A 16,088-nucleotide genomic window follows, 5' to 3' on the forward strand; every position below is an offset into this window, starting at 1 on the left:
CCGTAGGGAGACCGCTCGATGGACAACCGCCTCGCGATCGAGATCAAGGACGGCGTCGCCGACGTTCGCCTGGTTCGCGCCGACAAGATGAATGCGTTGGACATGGAGATGTTCGAGGCGCTGGTCGCGGCGACCGAGCGGCTGTCGAAGGAGAAGGGACTGCGGGCGGTGGTGCTGTCCGGCGAGGGGCGTGCCTTCTGCGCGGGCCTCGACATGGGCCGCTTCGCCGCGATGAAGGAGTCCGGCGGCAACGGCATACCCGGCGGCGAGACGCGCGACCTCACCATTCGCACCCACGGCAAGGCGAATTTCGCCCAGCAGGCTGTCTGGGGCTGGCGGCAGCTGCCGGTGCCGGTGATTGCTGCAGTGCATGGCGTCGCCTATGGCGGCGGCTTCCAGCTCGCGCTCGGCGCGGACATGCGCTACGTCGCGCCGGACACCAAGATGTCGATCATGGAGATCAAGTGGGGTCTGGTGCCCGACATGGCGGGCACGCCGATCCTGGCGACCCTGATGCGCGACGACATCCTGCGCGAGTTGACCTACACGGGCCGGGTGTTCTCGCCGGAGGAAGGCCAGTCCTACGGCCTCGTTACCCGCATCTGCGCCGATCCGCGCGCGGCTGCGCTGGAGACCGCGCGTGAGATCGCCGGCAAGAATCCGGATGCGATCCGCGCCGCCAAGCGGATGCTGAACAATCTCTCGGTCGATCCGGGGCCGGCGCTGCTCGCCGAATCGGTCGAGCAGCAGAAGCTGATCGGCAGTCCGAACCAGCTCGAATCGGTGCGCGCCAACATCGAGAAGCGCGCGCCGAGGTTTGCGGACTGAGTCCGTCATTCCGGGATGCTCCGAAGGAGCAGGCCCGGAATCTCGAGATTCTCCGGTGCGCAACTGCGCACCTGAGTTCGATGCTCCGCGCAAGACGGCTCCGCCGTTTTGTCGCGGCGCATCGCCCCGGAATGACGGCCGAAACTCAAACCGACGCCAGATCGGATAACAAAGAAAATGGAAACGTCCTCCCTGTTCTGCGGCATCATCTCCGGCGAGCGCCGGCGCAGCCACGCCGAAATCGCCGACCGCGCCGCGCGGATCGCCAGCGGCCTCGCGAAGCTCGGCGTGGGCCAGGGCGATTGCGTCTGCATTCTCATGCGCAACGACATCGCCTTCATCGAGGCCGCCTATGGCGCGATGCGGCTCGGCGCCTATGGCGTGCCGGTGAACTGGCACTTCAAACCGGAGGAGATCGACTACATCCTCAAGGACTCCGCGACCAAGGTGCTGATCGGTCACGCCGATCTGTTGCATCAGCTTCGCGGCCTGATTCCACCCGGAGGCACCGTGCTCAGCGTGCCGACGCCGCCGGAGATCCTGTCCAACTACAAGATCGGCGCGGATCTGCTCGCAACACCGGAGTTCGCGACCGACCTGGAAAGCTGGCTCATGCAACAGGGTCCTTACGAGGGGCCGCAGGTGCCGCAGCCGCAGAACATGATCTACACCTCCGGCACGACCGGTCATCCCAAGGGCGTGCGCCGCAATGCGCCGACGGTCGAGCAGGCGGCTTCGGCCGAGCGCATGCGAGCGCTGATCTACGGCTTGAAGCCGGGCTCGCGCGCGCTCTTGCCGGGGCCGCTGTATCATTCTGCCCCGAATGCGTTCGGCCTGCGTGCCGGACGTCTCGGCGGCGCGCTGGTGCTGATGCCGCGCTTCGAGCCGGAAGAATTTCTCGGCATCATCCAGACAGAGCGGATTGATACGATCTTCATGGTGCCGACCATGTTCATCCGGCTGATGAAGCTGCCGGAGGAGGTTCGCCGCCGCTACGACGTATCGTCGCTGCGCCATGTCATTCACGCTGCCGCGCCGTGCCCGGCCGACGTCAAGCGCGCGATGATCGACTGGTGGGGGCCGGTCATCTACGAGTTCTACGGCTCGACCGAATCCGGCGCCGTCACCTTCGCAACCTCGGAGGACGCGCTGAGGAAGCCAGGCACCGTCGGCAAGGTCTCGCCGGGCGCCGAGCTTCGTTTCCTCGGCGAGGACGGCCGCATCCTGCCGCAGGGCGAGGTTGGCGAGATCTATTCGCGCATCGCGGGCAATCCGGATTTTACCTATCACAACAAGCCGGAGAAGCTTGCCGAGATCGACCGCGACGGCTTCATCACCTCGGGCGATGTCGGCTACATCGATGCCGAGGGCTACGTCTTCCTGTGCGACCGCAAGCGCGACATGGTGATCTCCGGCGGCGTCAACATTTATCCGGCCGAGATCGAAGCCGTATTGCATGCCGTGCCCGGCGTGCACGATTGCGCGGTATTTGGCATTCCCGATGCCGAGTTCGGGGAAGCCCTGATGGCCGTGGTCGAGCCGCAGCCCGGCGTCGTGCTGGACACCGGCGAGATCAGACACCGGCTCAGGGCTTCGCTGGCCGACTACAAGGTGCCCAAGCACATCGAAATCCAGGACAAATTGCCTCGTGAGGATTCCGGCAAGATCTTCAAGCGGCGGCTGCGCGACCCCTATTGGGCGCAGGCAGGGCGAAAGATCTGATCGATTGGCGGCTCTCAGCGATGAGAAGACGTCACGTGAGCATTGAATAGGGCAGGCGACGCCTCTTTCTTGATCTTGCGCTGCGGTATAGATACGGCAGACTGACCCGTAAATGGGCAGCTGCTGGAGAGCGCATCCATGTCGCCGCAAACCATGACAGAGGAAATCCGTCCCAACCGCGCTGCCGAGGCGCAGGCCATGGAGGAGGATGCGCGGCTGCGGGACGATATCCGGCTGCTCGGCCGCATCCTCGGCGATACGGTCCGCGACCAGGAGGGCGCCGAATTGTTCGACCTCGTCGAGCGCATCCGCCAGACATCGGTGCGCTTCCACCGCGACGAAGACCGCCAGGCGCGGCGCGAGCTGGAGCAGATCCTCGACGGCATGACGACGGCTGAGACCGTCCGCATCGTCCGCGCCTTCAGCTATTTCTCTCACCTCGCCAACATTGCCGAGGACCAGAACAACATCCGGCGCATGCGTGCCAAGAGCGATTCCAATGGCGGGGCCGGCATGCTGGCGGCGACGCTCGCTCACGCCAAATCCGCCGGGTTCGAGGCTTCCGATCTGCGCAAGTTCTTCTCGACGGCGCTGGTCAGCCCGGTCCTGACCGCGCACCCGACAGAGGTGCGGCGCAAGAGCACGATGGATCGCGAGATGGAGATCGCGATGCTGCTCGACCGCCGCGAGCGGATGCAGCTGACGCCGGATGAGCGCGAGGCCAATGACGAGGCGCTGCGCCGCGCCGTGCTGACCTTGTGGCAGACCAATCTGCTGCGCCGGACCAAGCTGACGGTGCTCGACGAGGTCACCAACGGGCTGTCGTTCTACGACTACACGTTTCTGCGTGAGGTGCCGCGTCTGCTGTGCTCGCTCGAGGATCGGCTCAATGACGGAGGGGAGGTGGCGGGCGATCTCGCCTCGTTCCTGCGCATGGGGAGCTGGATCGGCGGCGATCGCGACGGCAATCCGTTCGTCACCGCCGAGGTGATGCGCGGAACGCTCAAGCTGCAATCCAGCCTGGCGCTGCACTACTATCTCGAGGAACTGCACCTGCTCGGCAGCGAGCTGTCCATCGCCGCGCATCTCGCCGATGTCTCCGAGGAGCTGCGTGCGCTGGCCGAGCGCTCGCCGGACACGTCGCCGCATCGTCACGGCGAGCCATATCGCCTGGCGGTGTCCGGCATCTATGCGCGCTTGGCGGCGACGGCGAAGAAGCTCGGTATCCCGATCAGCCGCCTTCCCGTGGCGGCGGTGGCGCCTTACGACAGCGTCAAGCAGATGCAGGATGATCTCGACGTGCTGCATCACTCGCTGATCGCCAACAATGCCGAGGTGATCGCCCGCGGGCGGCTGCGGCTGCTGCGGCGTGCCCTGGATTGCTTCGGCTTCCATCTGGCCCGGCTCGACATCCGCCAGAATTCGGCGGTGCACGAGCGCACCGTCGCCGAGCTGATCGACACCGCGATGCCCGGCATGTCCTATATGGCGCTGAGCGAGGATGCGCGGGTCGGCCTGCTTGTCAGCGAGCTGCGCAACGCCAGGCCGCTTGTATCGCAATTCGTCAAGTACAGCGATGAGACCGTCGGCGAGCTCGCGCTGTTCCGCGCCGCTGCCGAGGCGCACGCGACCTTCGGCGCCGACGTGATCCCCCAGTGCATCATCTCGATGTGCAAGGGCATGTCCGACATGCTCGAGGTGGCGCTGCTGCTCAAGGAGGTCGGCCTGATCGATCCATCGGGCCGCTGCGCCGTCAACATCGTGCCGCTGTTCGAGACGATCGAGGATTTGCAGGCCTCCAGCGCCATCATGGACCGCATGCTGGCGCTGCACGATTACCGCCGCCTGGTCGACAGCCGCGGCGCCGTGCAGGAGGTCATGCTCGGCTATTCCGACAGCAACAAGGACGGCGGCTTCGTCACCTCGGGCTGGGAGCTCTACAAGGCCGAGATCGGCCTGGTCGACATCTTCGAACGCCATGGCATCCGGCTCAGGCTGTTCCATGGCCGCGGCGGATCGGTCGGCCGCGGCGGCGGTCCGAGCTACGACGCCATCATCGCCCAGCCCGGCGGCGCGGTGAACGGCCAGATCCGCATCACCGAGCAGGGCGAGATCATCTCCAGCAAATATTCCAACGCCGAGGTCGGACGTAACAATCTGGAAATTCTCGCCGCCGCGACGCTCGAGGCCAGCCTGCTGCATCCGCGGCAGCCGGCGCCGAAGCGCGAATATCTCACTGCGATGGACCGGCTCTCGGAGCTCGCCTTCAAGGCCTATCGGGGCCTCGTCTACGAAACCGACGGCTTCGTCGAATATTTCTGGGCCTCGACGGTTATCAACGAGATCGCCACCCTCAACATCGGCAGCCGCCCGGCCTCGCGCAAGAAAACTCGCGCCATCGAGGACCTGCGTGCGATCCCCTGGGTGTTCTCCTGGGCGCAGTGCCGGCTGATGCTGCCGGGCTGGTACGGCTTCGGCAGCGCGGTCGAGACCTGGATCGCGGAAAATCCGGAGCAGGGCATGCCATTCCTGCGCGAGCTTTATCAGGAATGGCCGTTCTTCCGCATGCTGCTCTCGAACATGGACATGGTGCTCGCGAAAAGCTCGATCGCCATCGCCTCGCGCTATGCCGAGCTGGTCCCGGACGAGGCCCTGCGCGAAAAGATTTTTGGCCGCATCCGGCGCGAATGGAATCTGGTGATCGAGACGTTGCTCGATATCATGGGACAGGAGCGCTTGCTGCAGGGCAATCCGCTGCTGGAGCGCTCGGTGCGCAACCGCTTTCCGTATCTCGATCCACTCAACCACGTGCAGGTCGAGCTTCTCAAGGAGCACCGCGCGCAGAACCCGGACGAGCAGGTGCTGCGCGGGATTCAGCTGACGATCAACGGCATCTCGGCGGGGTTGAGAAATACGGGATAGCTCGGCTGTAACCACAGACTCTCTGTCGTCCCGGCGAACGCCGGGACCCATAACCCCAGGGAGCAGTTTGGAGCGAATGCGTTGTCGACCTTCGCCTATCACGGCCGCCGCGGCGTATGGGTCCCGGGTCGGCGCCACGACGCGCTGCGCGCATCGTGGCTTGCCCGGGACGACAGCGGTGGTGCGACTGATTTGCGGCTCAAGCAGCAAATGACATACGATCTCGTCCTCGCGGCGTTTCGCGCCCGAGTGCATGCAGCGAACATGTCCCTCACGAGCGTGCAAGGGCGCGGGGAATGCCGGGTGAAGGCCTCACCCATGGCCCGCCTGCAGAAAAGAAAGCAGGCGGCAGTCACCACAGGTTCAGCCGAACATCCGGCATTCCCCGCGCGATGTCTTCACGCTTATACGCGATCTCCCCGGTGTGCCGGCTCGTAGACACCGTCGCCCGCGCGATGCGCTGGGCATCACCACGGACTTGACGCCTGCTTCGGGGCGCCAGGACCACGCGATTTCACGTCCGCGGCAAAGCCGTTCGTCCGCGCATCCAGGGACACGCTGCGGCTCAACCGCGGCCATCGCATCCCCGCCTCGCGTGTCGTGACGATCGCGCGCTACGCCCCTTGCATGAGGCGGGATGGCGAGAGAAGAACATGATTTCCGAAAAATAGCAAACGATTTATTCGTTTCAGAAGGCGAGGTGCGTCCGTTCGTCGGGTCCCGGTCTTGATTCGGACCCGGAGCCGCAGGCAGATGTGGCTGGGCGAGGAGGATCGACCATCGTGCCTCGCACGTCTCCCTGGGGTTATGGGTCCCGGATCTGCGCGCGCGTACCGCGCGCCTGTCCGGGACGGCAGTGTGAGTGTGGCCCCATCGTTGACGAGGCATCCCCGCTTTCGCAGGGACGCCTCGTAGCAAGGGCGGTTTTCCGGCCTAACAGATATGCGCGCCCTGCGTCTCCACATAGACCGCATAGAGCGATTGGCTCGCGGTCATGAACAGGCGATTGCGCTTCTTGCCGCCGAAGCAGACATTGGCGCAGATCTCCGGCAGCTTGATCTGGCCGATGCGGACGCCATCCGGCGCGAAGATGTGGACGCCGTCATAGCCTTCGCCGACCCAGCCGGCGCCGACCCAGATGTTGCCGTCGATGTCGACCCGCAGCCCGTCCGCGAAGCCCGACTTGCCGTCGAGCGTCATGTCGATGAACGCCTTCGGGTTCGCCAGCTTGTCGCCATTGACGTCGTACTGCCAGATCACGTTCTTGGCGTTCGGATAGTGCGTGATGCCGGTGTCGCAGACGTAGAGCTTCTTGTAGTCGTGGCTGAAGGCGATGCCGTTCGGCTTGAACGGCTCGTCCGCGACCTTGGTGATCGCGCCGGACTGCGCATCGACGCGGTAGACGGCTTCCTTCTGGAACGGCTGATTGGAGCCGTTGCGGGCGTTCTGCCCTTCATACAGGTTGATCGAGCCGTAGCCGGGATCGGTGAACCAGATCGACTGGTCGCTGGGATTGACGACCATGTCGTTCGGGCCGTTGAGGGGCTTGTCGTTCGCCTTCTCCGCGAGAACGGTGACCGAGCCGTTGTGCTCGAAGCGGACGAGGCGGGTCCGCTCGGCCGTGATCTGCCGCCCTTCATAATCGAAGGTGTTGCCGTTCGATTCGTTCGATGGCTTGCGGAACTGCTGGGAGATGTGGCCGTCGTCGTCGAGATAGCGCAGTTGTCGGTTGTTCGGGATGTCGCTCCAGACCAGATACTGCGCCTGCGCGTTCCAGGCCGGACCTTCCGCCCACAGGCAGCCGGTGAACAGACGCTTGATCGTGGTGTTGCCAACCTTGGCCTTGAAGCGCTTCTCGTCGATCACAACGATGTCGGGATCCGGATAGCGTTGCGGCTGCGCGCCCGGTCCGAAATCGCGGGCACCGGCCGGCGAGACTGCCGCTGCCGCCGCGGCAAAGCCGGCGACGCCCTTGAGGAGCATGCGCCGGTCGAAGCCGTCAGTTCCGGCCGGCGAATCCTGCGTGATGTCGTGTCGTGCATTCGTCATCTATGTCCTCCCGACTTTTGTTGGGAGGCGACCATACGACGAAATCATGGCGGCGCGCGGGTCGTTTAGACAAAAAACAACTTGAGATGGTGTGCGCTGCAAGCGGATTTTGGCGCTGCAAATCTCAGATCGGGTCCCAGCCGAACACGTCGGCGGAACGATCGAGCTTGTAGAACGACGGCTTCAGTGCCGGCATGCCATGCTCCGCAATGGTCTGCGGCGTCCAGCCTTCGCCGCGGTGCACCGAGCGTAATGGGCGCGACTGGCTCATCAGGAAGATCTCGTTCATGCGAACGGCGAAGATCTGGCCGGTGACGTCTTTCGAGGCATCGCCGAGCAGATAGGCGACGACGGGCGCGATCTTCTCGGGCCCCATCCGCTTCATGCGTTCGACGCGTTCCTTCTCGGCCTCGGTCTCCGCCGGGATGGTGCCGATCATGCGGCTCCAGGCAAACGGCGAGACGCAATTGGAGCGCACGTTGAAGCGGCCCATGTCGAGCGCGATCGACTTCGACAGGCCGACGATGCCGAGCTTTGCCGCGGCGTAGTTGGCCTGGCCATAATTGCCGATCAGGCCTGAGGTCGAGGTGAAATGGACGAAGGAGCCGCTCTCCTGCTCGCGGAACAGCCGCGCGGCGGAGTGAGCGACATAGAACGAGCCCATCAGGTGGACCTTGATGACGGCCTCGAACGCCTCGATGCTCATCTTGTGGAAGATCATGTCGCGCAGGATGCCGGCATTGTTGACCACGCCGTCGAGCTTGCCGAAGTGGTCGGTCGCGGCCTTCACGATCTTGCTGGCCGGGATCGCTTCGGACACGCTCTCGAAATTCGCCACCGCCGTGCCGCCGCGCTTCTTGATTTCCTCGACCACTTCCTCCGCCGGCGCTGCGCTGGTGCCCGAGCCGTCGGAGGCGACGCCGGGATCGTTGACCACGACCTTGGCGCCTTCGGCGGCGCACAGCAGCGCGATCTCGCGGCCGATGCCGCGGCCGGCGCCGGTGACGATGATGACTTTGTCCTGGAGCGATTTGGTCATGGGGAGGTCTCCTTGTTTTGCCCCGTCATTCCGGGCTGGTGCGCAGCACCAGACCCGGAATCTCGAGATTCCGGGTTCGCGCTTTCGCGCGCCCCGGAATGACGGTGGTTATCTTTCGTTCGTAAAAATAATCGTCCCTGACGCGGCGAACATGCCGCCGACGCCGTGACACACCGAGATCTTGGCTCCGGGTACCTGCGCCGGGGCGATGCCACGCATCTGGCGCACGCTCTCCTGCAACGCATACATGCCGTACATGCCCGAATGCATGTAGGACAGGCCGCCGCCATTGGTATTGAGCGGCAGCTTGCCGCCGGGACGTGTGTGTCCGGCAGCGATGAACGGGCCGGTCTCCTCATGCGGCATGAAGCCGAGATCGCCGAGCCCGAACAGCGGCAGATGCGCGAACGCGTCGTAGATCATGAGATGGTCGACGTCGGCATGGCCGATGCCGGCCTCCTTGAAGGCGAGGGGGCCCGCGACCTTGAAGGCACGCGACGAATTGAACGTCTCCATCTGGCTGACCATCGGCGTCTCCACGCTTTCGCCGGTGCCGAGAATATAGACTGGCCTCTGCGGAAAATCCTTGGCTCGATCGGCCGAGGTCAGGATCAGCGCGCCGCCGCCATCGGTGACGAGACAGCATTGCAGCAGCCGGAACGGATAGGCGATCATGCGCGAGTTCAGCACGTCCTCGACCGTGATCGGATCCTTCATCATCGCGCGAGGATTCTTCGCGGCCCATTCGCGCTGGACGACGGCGACCATCGCCAACTGCTCATGGGTGATGCCGTAGGTCTTCATGTAGCGCAGCACGGGGATCGGGAACATGCTGGGCGGCCCTGAGATGCCGAACGGCGCCTCGAACTGGCCCTGCAGACTGTCCGGCGGAATCGAGCGCGGCAGCCTGCCGATCATCGATTTGCCGCTCTCGGCGTGGGTGATCAGCACGGTCTTGCATAGGCCGGCTTCGATCGCAGCCGCGGCGTGGCGGACATGCAGCATGAAGGAGCAGCCGCCGACCGAGGTGCCGTCGACCCAGGTCGGCGTGATGCCGAGGTAATGACAGATCTGCTGCGGCGTCTCGACCGCGGTGGCGAAGCCGTCGATGTCCGACAGCTTGAGCCCGGCATCGGCGATCGCATTCAGCGCCGCGTCCGCATGCAGCTGGATCTGCGACATCGTCGGGATGATACCGAGCTCGGTGGTCTCGGCCGCGCCGACCACGGCCACCTGGTTTCGACGCATGGCGCTATCCTTTCGCCGGCCGGAACAGGGGCAGGGTGATTTGTTCGTCGAGCGGCTCGAAAGTGACTTCGAGCGGCATGTCGAGCTCCAATGCCTCCGGTGTCTGGGGGCAGCCCGTGATGTTGCTCATCATGCGCGGGCCCTCTTCGAGCGCCACGACGGCAATGGCGTAGGGCGGCGTGAAGCCGGGCGCAGGGGGACGATGGTTGATGACGTAGCTGTAGAGCGTGCCCCGGCCTGAGGCCTTGAAGACGCTGACCTTGCGGCTGGCGCAGGCCGGACAGAACGGGCGCGGCGGGAAGTAGACGTGGGCGCAGGCGTCGCAGCGCTGCAGTCGCAATTCAGCGGCTCTGGTGCCGTCCCAGAAATGCTGGGTCTCGGGTGTCGGCTTGGGACGTGCGCGCGCTGGCTCGGCCATCCGATGGATCCTCCCTGTGGCGGGCTCCGTCGCCTGCTCATTTGCCGGATGTGATGCGCCATTTGAAGCAGACGCGTCAACGGTCCATCACGCCGCGCATGCCGCTCTCCGGCAAGCGCAGAGGTGTCCCGGGCAGCAATTGCCGTCCGGTGAAAATTGGTCTTTGATGCGGCCGCATGATCGGAGACGAGATGAAGCTGCGCGACATCGCCCATTCCAGGACCGGCGACAAAGGTGATACCTCGAACATCTCGGTCATCGCCTACGACGCCAAGGATTATCCATTGCTGCGCGCACAGGTGACGGCCGAGCGGGTCAGGGCCCACTTTGCCGGCATTGTCCGGGGCGAGGTGGTCCGCTATGAGCTGCCCAACATTGCGGCGCTGAATTTCGTGATGAGCCGGGCGCTCGGCGGCGGGGTGACCCGCTCGCTGGCGCTGGATGCGCACGGCAAGTCGCTGAGTTCCGCGCTGCTCGATATGGATATCGCGGCCGATGCCGCTGATCACACGCGATAGGACGCCATGACCGCTTCAAATCCGACCCTGGCCGCGCTGGCCGACGATCTCGCCGCCGGCCGCACCACGTCGCGCAAGCTGGTGGAGGCGTGTCTGGCCCGGATCGCCGATCCCGCCGGCGAGGGAGGGCGCGCCTTCATCCATGTCGACAAGGACGCCGCGCTGGCGGCCGCCGACGGCATGGACGCGCTGCGCAAGGCCAATGCCGCGCCGTCGCCTTTCGCCGGCATTCCGGTCTCGATCAAGGATCTGTTCGACATCAAGGGCCAGGTGACCCGTGCCGGCTCGCGCGCGCTCGACGACTCCGCGCCGGCCGAGGCCGATGCGCCTGCCGTGGCGCGGCTGCGCCGGGCCGGCTTCGTCGTGATCGGCCGCACCAACATGACCGAGTTCGCCTATTCCGGCATCGGCATCAACCCGCACTACGGCACGCCGAAGAGCGCCTGGAAGCGCGAGGTCGGCCATGTCCCCGGCGGCTCGTCGTCGGGCGCCGCCGTCTCGATCGCCGACCGCATGGCCTATGGCGCGCTTGGCACCGACACCGGCGGCTCCTGCCGCATCCCCGCCGCCTTCAACGGCATCACAGGCTTCAAGCCGACGCAGGTCCGCGTGCCGCTCGACGGCGGCGTGCCGCTGTCCTCCACGCTCGACAGCTTTGGGCCGCTCGCCAACACCGTCGCCTGCTGCGCGATCCTCGACTCGGTGCTGGCCGATGAGCCGATCCGGCCGCTGGCTGCGCGGCCGGTGAAGGGCCTGCGGCTCGCGGTGCCCACGACGATCGTGCTCGACGAGCTCGATGCCGAGGTCGCCGAGACCTTCGAGCGGGCGCTGGAGACGCTGGCGAAGCAGGGGGCGCTCATCGAGCGCATCGAGTTCCCTGAATTCCTCGACGTCGGCGTCATCGGCGCGAAGGGCGGCTTTGCCGCGGCCGAGAGCTACGCCTGGCACCGCTTCCTGCTGACCGCCAAGGGCGACGTCTATGATCCGCGCGTCTCCGTCCGCATCCTGCGCGGCGAGGCGATCACGGTGCCGGATTACATCGAGATGCTGAATGCCCGACGCTCGCTGGTGAAGCGCGCCGCCGCGCGGATCGCGCCCTACGACGCGCTTGTCATGCCGACCACCGCCAACACGCCGCCAAAAATCGCCGATCTCGCCGACGACGCAGCCTTCGCCCGCGAAAACATCCGTGCCCTGCGCAACTGCACCTTCATCAACATGATCGACGGCTGCGCGATCTCGCTGCCGGCGCACCGCCATGGCGAGGTCCCCGTCGGCCTGATGCTGGCGCGATCCGGCGGCAACGACCGCACGCTGCTGGAGATCGCGGCGGCGGTTGAGGGCGTGGTGCGGGGGTGAGGCGGCCGGGAATTGCTCAGGTGTCGAATGACATTCAGGTTGGGGATCGTGTGAGGCTGCTCGGTCTGCCTGATTGGCTGGTGCATGACTTGCCTGCGAGCGAGCAAACGGAGATGCGCGGCTTCATTGGCCAATCATGCGTGGTCAGTGAAATTGACACTTATGGCTACTACTGGCTTGGCTTCAGTACGATTGTCGAAGACGCCGATAGCGCGCGCTGCACGGGCCACTCATTCTGTGTTCCGCGAGACTTCATTGAACGGGAGGGATGATCAGGGATTGCGTGGCTGGCCATCGATCGGGGGAAGTGGCGCGGCTTTGGCCGCGGTGGCCTGGGCTTGGTCGATGAGACCGGCGGCCAGCATCCTGTCGAGCATGCGATTGCGCCACTCGCTGTCGTGCTCAGAGGGCCACGGCCATCGGAAACGCGCGAGGAGAAAGGCAATCTCGCCGATATCGAGGCTTGCGAGGGCTTTGCCGAAATAGGTCGTGGCTGCGTCTGCAGCACCATGGGTCCGGTGGCCAAGATAGGAGTTGTTCAGATAGGCCTCCAGGATGCGATCGCGCGTGAACGTGCGCTCGATGCGGCCCATGAAGACCTCCGTGCCAATCTGCCATTCGAGGCTCGGTCCTTTGTAGCAGTCCGGCACGAGGGTACAGAGACAATCGCGGCTGACCGAGTGGATGATGTTCGACCGCCCCGGCCGGCGACCAGCCGCAATGTCGGATGCGAGCCGGGCCAGCGGGCCGACATAGGGGCGCGCGTAGAAGTCGCGGTCTTCAGACGCCACGACGGCGTTCCGGACCAGAGGCGGAATCTCCGAGAGCGGCATAAAGCGAATGTTCGGAGAGGTCGGACAGAGTGGACCTTCCGTCGGGAGGGCCGCAAGCCGGCTCTCGGTGGGGAGGCCGAGGCCATATTCGAAGTACCAGATCACATAGCCTTCGACGTAGAGCAGCAGCATGACGGCGAGCGAGAGCAAGGCCAGGATCGACTTGCCGAACAGGATGAAGACGCGTCTGGTGCCGGGACGTTGCATCGTCAGAACATTGGTTCCGCCCGAAGCGTTTCGGTTCATCGTGGCGTTCAGGCGCCAGGCCGCTAGGCCGTCCAGGAAACGGGTGGCCGTCGCTCCCTCTTCTGTCACACCCTCGTCATTCCGGGATGCGCGCCCTTGCGCGCAGGCCCGGAATCCATAACCACGATCGTGCGTATGGATTCCGGGCTCGTCGCTTCGCGCCGCCCCGGAATGACAGCTGGGATGAATTGCATGGCCAGACTCGAGCACGCAGTGCCCGAAATCGACGTTTCCGCCGCCACCGGGATCGATGCAATCGACTGGGCGATGGTCGAACGCGACCTCGATGCTGGCGGCTGTGCGGTGTTGCCGCAACTGGTCTCGCCCGAGGAGTGCCGTGCGCTGGCGGCGCTCTATCCGGACGACAGCCACTTCCGCAGCCGCGTCATCATGGCGCGGCACGGGTTTGGGCGCGGCGAGTACAAGTATTTCAGCTATCCGCTGCCGGATCCGATCGCGCGGCTGCGGCCGCTGCTCTATGCGCGTTTGGTTACGATCGCCAATCGCTGGAACGCGACGATGGGGATCGACGTCCGGTATCCCGGCGACCACGAGGATTTTCTCGCACGCTGTCATCAGGCCGGCCAGACCAGGCCAACGCCGCTGCTGCTGCAATATGTCGAGGGCGACTACAACTGCCTGCACCAGGATCTGTATGGCGAGCACGTGTTTCCGCTGCAGGTCGCGATCCTCTTGTCCGAGCCGGGGCGCGATTTCGAGGGCGGCGAGTTCGTGCTGACCGAGCAGCGGCCGCGCATGCAGTCGCGCGCCGAGGTGGTGCCGCTGCGGCAGGGCGATGCCGTGGTGTTCGCGGTCCACAATCGTCCGGTGCAGGGCACGCGCGGCAGCTACCGCGTCAACATGCGCCATGGTGTCAGCCGGCTGCGCGCCGGCCGGCGCCATACGCTGGGCGTGATCTTTCACGATGCGAAGTGAGGCGCATGACGGCGGATCTGTTCGATGGATTCGCGGCGGCAGGACCGGCCCGCGAGCAGCTCGCGCCCGGCGCGGTGCTGCTGCGCGGCTTCGCGCGGCCGCAGGAGGCGGAGCTGATCACAGCGATCGAGGCGATCGCGGCGCAGGCGCCGTTTCGCCGCATGGTGACCCCGGGCGGCCATCGGATGTCGGTCGCGATGACGAGTTGCGGTGCGTGTGGCTGGGTCACGGATCGCAGCGGCTACCGCTATGATGCTGTTGATCCGGACAGCGGCCAGCCATGGCCGGCGATGCCGCCGCTGTTTCATCAACTTGCCGAGCAAGCCGCAAGCGAGGCCGGTTTCGCAGGCTTCGCGCCCGATGCCTGCCTGATCAACCGCTATGAGCCGGGCGCCAGGATGTCGCTGCATCAGGACCGCGACGAGCGTGACATCGGCGCGCCGATCGTCTCGGTGTCACTGGGGCTGCCGGCAACGTTCCTGTTCGGCGGGCTCAAACGCACCGACAAGACGCAGCGTTATCGGCTGGTTCATGGCGATGTCGTGGTCTGGGGCGGGCCGGCGCGGCTCGCATTTCACGGCGTTGCGCCGCTCGCCGACGGTGAGCATGCTCGGCTCGGCCGCCGGCGCATCAACCTGACCTTCCGCCGAGCGCGGTAGTCCTGGCCGGTCTGTGACCTTCCTCGTTTTGCAACGGGCATCCGTGGCTCTATGCTGCCCCCGGGAGAGGGGCCATGAGCACTGTCGAACTTGCGGAGGAGCGAGCGCCGGCGGCGACGCGAATAGGACTTCACCTTGCGCTGCTGCAGCTGGTGTTCACGCTGCTGTGGACGACCTATGTGATCTATCTGCCGAAGCTCGCGGCCCAGGCCGGCATCGCGCCTTCGGCCGTCATCCTGATCCTGATGCTGGACCAGGCGATCTTCACATTGTTCGATACCGCGATGGGAGTTGCGGCCGATCGGATCGGGCGCGCGGCCGCGCGCTTCGGCATCTTCGTCGGCCTGCTGACTGCGGTATCCTGCGCCGCCTTTGTCGCGCTGCCTTTCGTGGCGGCGTCGGCGGGTCCAGCGGTCTTCATCGGACTGATCGCGATCTGGGCGCTGACCTCCTCGGTGTTGCGCGCGCCGCCCTTGACCCTGCTCGGGCGCCATGCGGCCCGGCCGGCCATTCCGTTCCTGGCAGCGCTGGTCATGCTCGGCTATGGCGTGGCCGGCGCCGTGTCGCCATATCTCGGTGTGATCCTGCGCGACTACGATCCGCGATTGCCGTTCGTCATCTCATCGGCGGTGCTGCTGCTGACCGCGCTCGGTCTCGCGCGCATCCCGCAGGATAGCGGTCGGGCAGCGCAAGCGCCGGCCAAGCCCGAATCCAAGCCAGGGCCCAAGCCGCTGCGGGGATTGCCGCTGCTGTTCATTGGCGCGATGGTGATCCTCGCGCTCGGCTACCAGCTGCATTTCAGCATCAACAGCTCGGCGTTCTATCTGCGCTTTGCCAAGCCGGAGGATCTGCCCTGGCTGATGCCGGTGTTCTGGATCGGCTTCAACCTCGTGCTGTTCCCGGCCAGCGTCGTGGTGAAGCATCGCGGCGGGCTCATGGTGATGGGAATTGCCGGGCTGCTGGGTGCACTCGCCATCGTCAGTGCCGAGCTCGCGGGTGCGCTGACCGTGCTGATCGTGGCGCAGTTCATCGCCGGTGCGGCCTGGGGCTGCATGATGATGAGCGCCATTTCCGCGGCGCTCGCGATCGGGACGACGGGTGCCGAGGGCAAGGTGACCGGGCTCGTCTTCTCGGCGCTGGCGCTGGCAACCTTCGCGCGGATCGCCGCCGTCGCCGGCGGTCTGCAGAAGCTGCCCGACTATGCGCCGCTGGTGCAGTGGGCGCCAGTCGCGTGCTGGCTCGTGGCCGGGGCCGGCCTGCTGGCGATGGCCGCGGCCGGATTGCAGGGACGCCGCGCGTCCCCGCCGTGAG

General features: G+C 65.6%; 14 protein-coding genes. 9 read left to right on the forward strand and 5 right to left on the reverse strand.

What is annotated here, in order from left to right; genetic code table 11:
- Window positions 1–18 precede the first annotated feature (18 nt).
- From QX135_RS08530 to ppc, 3 genes are all read left to right on the forward strand, one after another.
- Window positions 19–828 (forward strand): crotonase/enoyl-CoA hydratase family protein, encoded by an 810-nt coding sequence (locus tag QX135_RS08530; RefSeq protein WP_316176654.1) that lies wholly within the window; start codon window positions 19–21, stop codon window positions 826–828.
- A 177-nt stretch (window positions 829–1,005) separates the two neighbouring features.
- Entirely contained in the window at window positions 1,006–2,550 is a 1,545-nt protein-coding gene (locus tag QX135_RS08535) for an acyl-CoA synthetase (protein WP_316176653.1), read from the forward strand.
- 138 nt (window positions 2,551–2,688) lie between these two features.
- A complete protein-coding gene (gene ppc, locus QX135_RS08540; protein ID WP_316176652.1) occupies window positions 2,689–5,472 on the forward strand; it encodes a phosphoenolpyruvate carboxylase in 2,784 nt (927 codons plus the stop codon).
- A gap of 933 nt (window positions 5,473–6,405) precedes the next feature.
- On the opposite strand, the gene QX135_RS08545 is transcribed toward ppc, so the two are convergent.
- The 4 genes from QX135_RS08545 to QX135_RS08560 all read right to left on the reverse strand — a co-directional run bounded on the left by QX135_RS08545 (window position 6,406) and on the right by QX135_RS08560 (window position 10,226).
- Window positions 6,406–7,521 (reverse strand): SMP-30/gluconolactonase/LRE family protein, encoded by a 1,116-nt coding sequence (locus QX135_RS08545; protein WP_315737264.1) that lies wholly within the window; start codon window positions 7,519–7,521, stop codon window positions 6,406–6,408.
- A 124-nt stretch (window positions 7,522–7,645) separates the two neighbouring features.
- Window positions 7,646–8,560: an SDR family oxidoreductase gene (locus QX135_RS08550; RefSeq protein ID WP_315737265.1), complete on the reverse strand. Its 915-nt coding sequence runs from the start codon at window positions 8,558–8,560 to the stop codon at window positions 7,646–7,648.
- 108 nt (window positions 8,561–8,668) lie between these two features.
- On the reverse strand, window positions 8,669–9,808 hold the full coding sequence (locus tag QX135_RS08555) for a thiolase C-terminal domain-containing protein (protein ID WP_316176651.1): 1,140 nt from the start codon (window positions 9,806–9,808) through the stop codon (window positions 8,669–8,671).
- A 4-nt stretch (window positions 9,809–9,812) separates the two neighbouring features.
- A complete protein-coding gene (locus QX135_RS08560; RefSeq protein ID WP_315776466.1) occupies window positions 9,813–10,226 on the reverse strand; it encodes a Zn-ribbon domain-containing OB-fold protein in 414 nt (137 codons plus the stop codon).
- A gap of 191 nt (window positions 10,227–10,417) precedes the next feature.
- On the opposite strand from QX135_RS08560, the gene QX135_RS08565 reads away from it, so the two are divergent.
- From QX135_RS08565 to QX135_RS08575, 3 genes are read left to right on the forward strand one after another with little or no spacing between them, the layout of a single operon-like run.
- Window positions 10,418–10,744 (forward strand): hypothetical protein, encoded by a 327-nt coding sequence (locus QX135_RS08565; protein WP_315772505.1) that lies wholly within the window; start codon window positions 10,418–10,420, stop codon window positions 10,742–10,744.
- A 6-nt stretch (window positions 10,745–10,750) separates the two neighbouring features.
- Window positions 10,751–12,103, forward strand: a complete 1,353-nt coding sequence (locus QX135_RS08570) for an amidase (protein ID WP_316176650.1) — start codon at window positions 10,751–10,753, stop codon at window positions 12,101–12,103.
- Between the two features lie 20 nt (window positions 12,104–12,123).
- Window positions 12,124–12,375, forward strand: a complete 252-nt coding sequence (locus QX135_RS08575) for a hypothetical protein (RefSeq protein WP_316176649.1) — start codon at window positions 12,124–12,126, stop codon at window positions 12,373–12,375.
- Here the strand turns inward: QX135_RS08575 and QX135_RS08580 are convergent, their stop codons facing one another.
- Window positions 12,376–13,392: a biosynthetic peptidoglycan transglycosylase gene (locus tag QX135_RS08580; RefSeq protein WP_316176648.1), complete on the reverse strand. Its 1,017-nt coding sequence runs from the start codon at window positions 13,390–13,392 to the stop codon at window positions 12,376–12,378.
- On the opposite strand from QX135_RS08580, the gene QX135_RS08585 reads away from it, so the two are divergent.
- From QX135_RS08585 to QX135_RS08595, 3 genes are all read left to right on the forward strand, one after another.
- Window positions 13,375–14,118 carry a 2OG-Fe(II) oxygenase gene (locus QX135_RS08585; RefSeq protein ID WP_316176647.1) on the forward strand — a complete coding sequence of 248 codons (744 nt, stop codon included), beginning with the start codon at window positions 13,375–13,377 and terminating at the stop codon, window positions 14,116–14,118. The genes QX135_RS08580 and QX135_RS08585 overlap by 18 nt on opposite strands.
- A 5-nt stretch (window positions 14,119–14,123) precedes the next feature.
- Window positions 14,124–14,777 carry a DNA oxidative demethylase AlkB gene (alkB, locus tag QX135_RS08590; protein ID WP_316176646.1) on the forward strand — a complete coding sequence of 218 codons (654 nt, stop codon included), beginning with the start codon at window positions 14,124–14,126 and terminating at the stop codon, window positions 14,775–14,777.
- Between the two features lie 74 nt (window positions 14,778–14,851).
- Entirely contained in the window at window positions 14,852–16,087 is a 1,236-nt protein-coding gene (locus QX135_RS08595; RefSeq protein ID WP_316176645.1) for an MFS transporter, read from the forward strand.
- The last annotated feature ends 1 nt before the right edge of the window (window position 16,088 follow it).

Source organism: Bradyrhizobium sp. SZCCHNR1098 (assembly GCF_032489375.1).
In the GTDB taxonomy this organism is placed as follows: domain Bacteria; phylum Pseudomonadota; class Alphaproteobacteria; order Rhizobiales; family Xanthobacteraceae; genus Bradyrhizobium.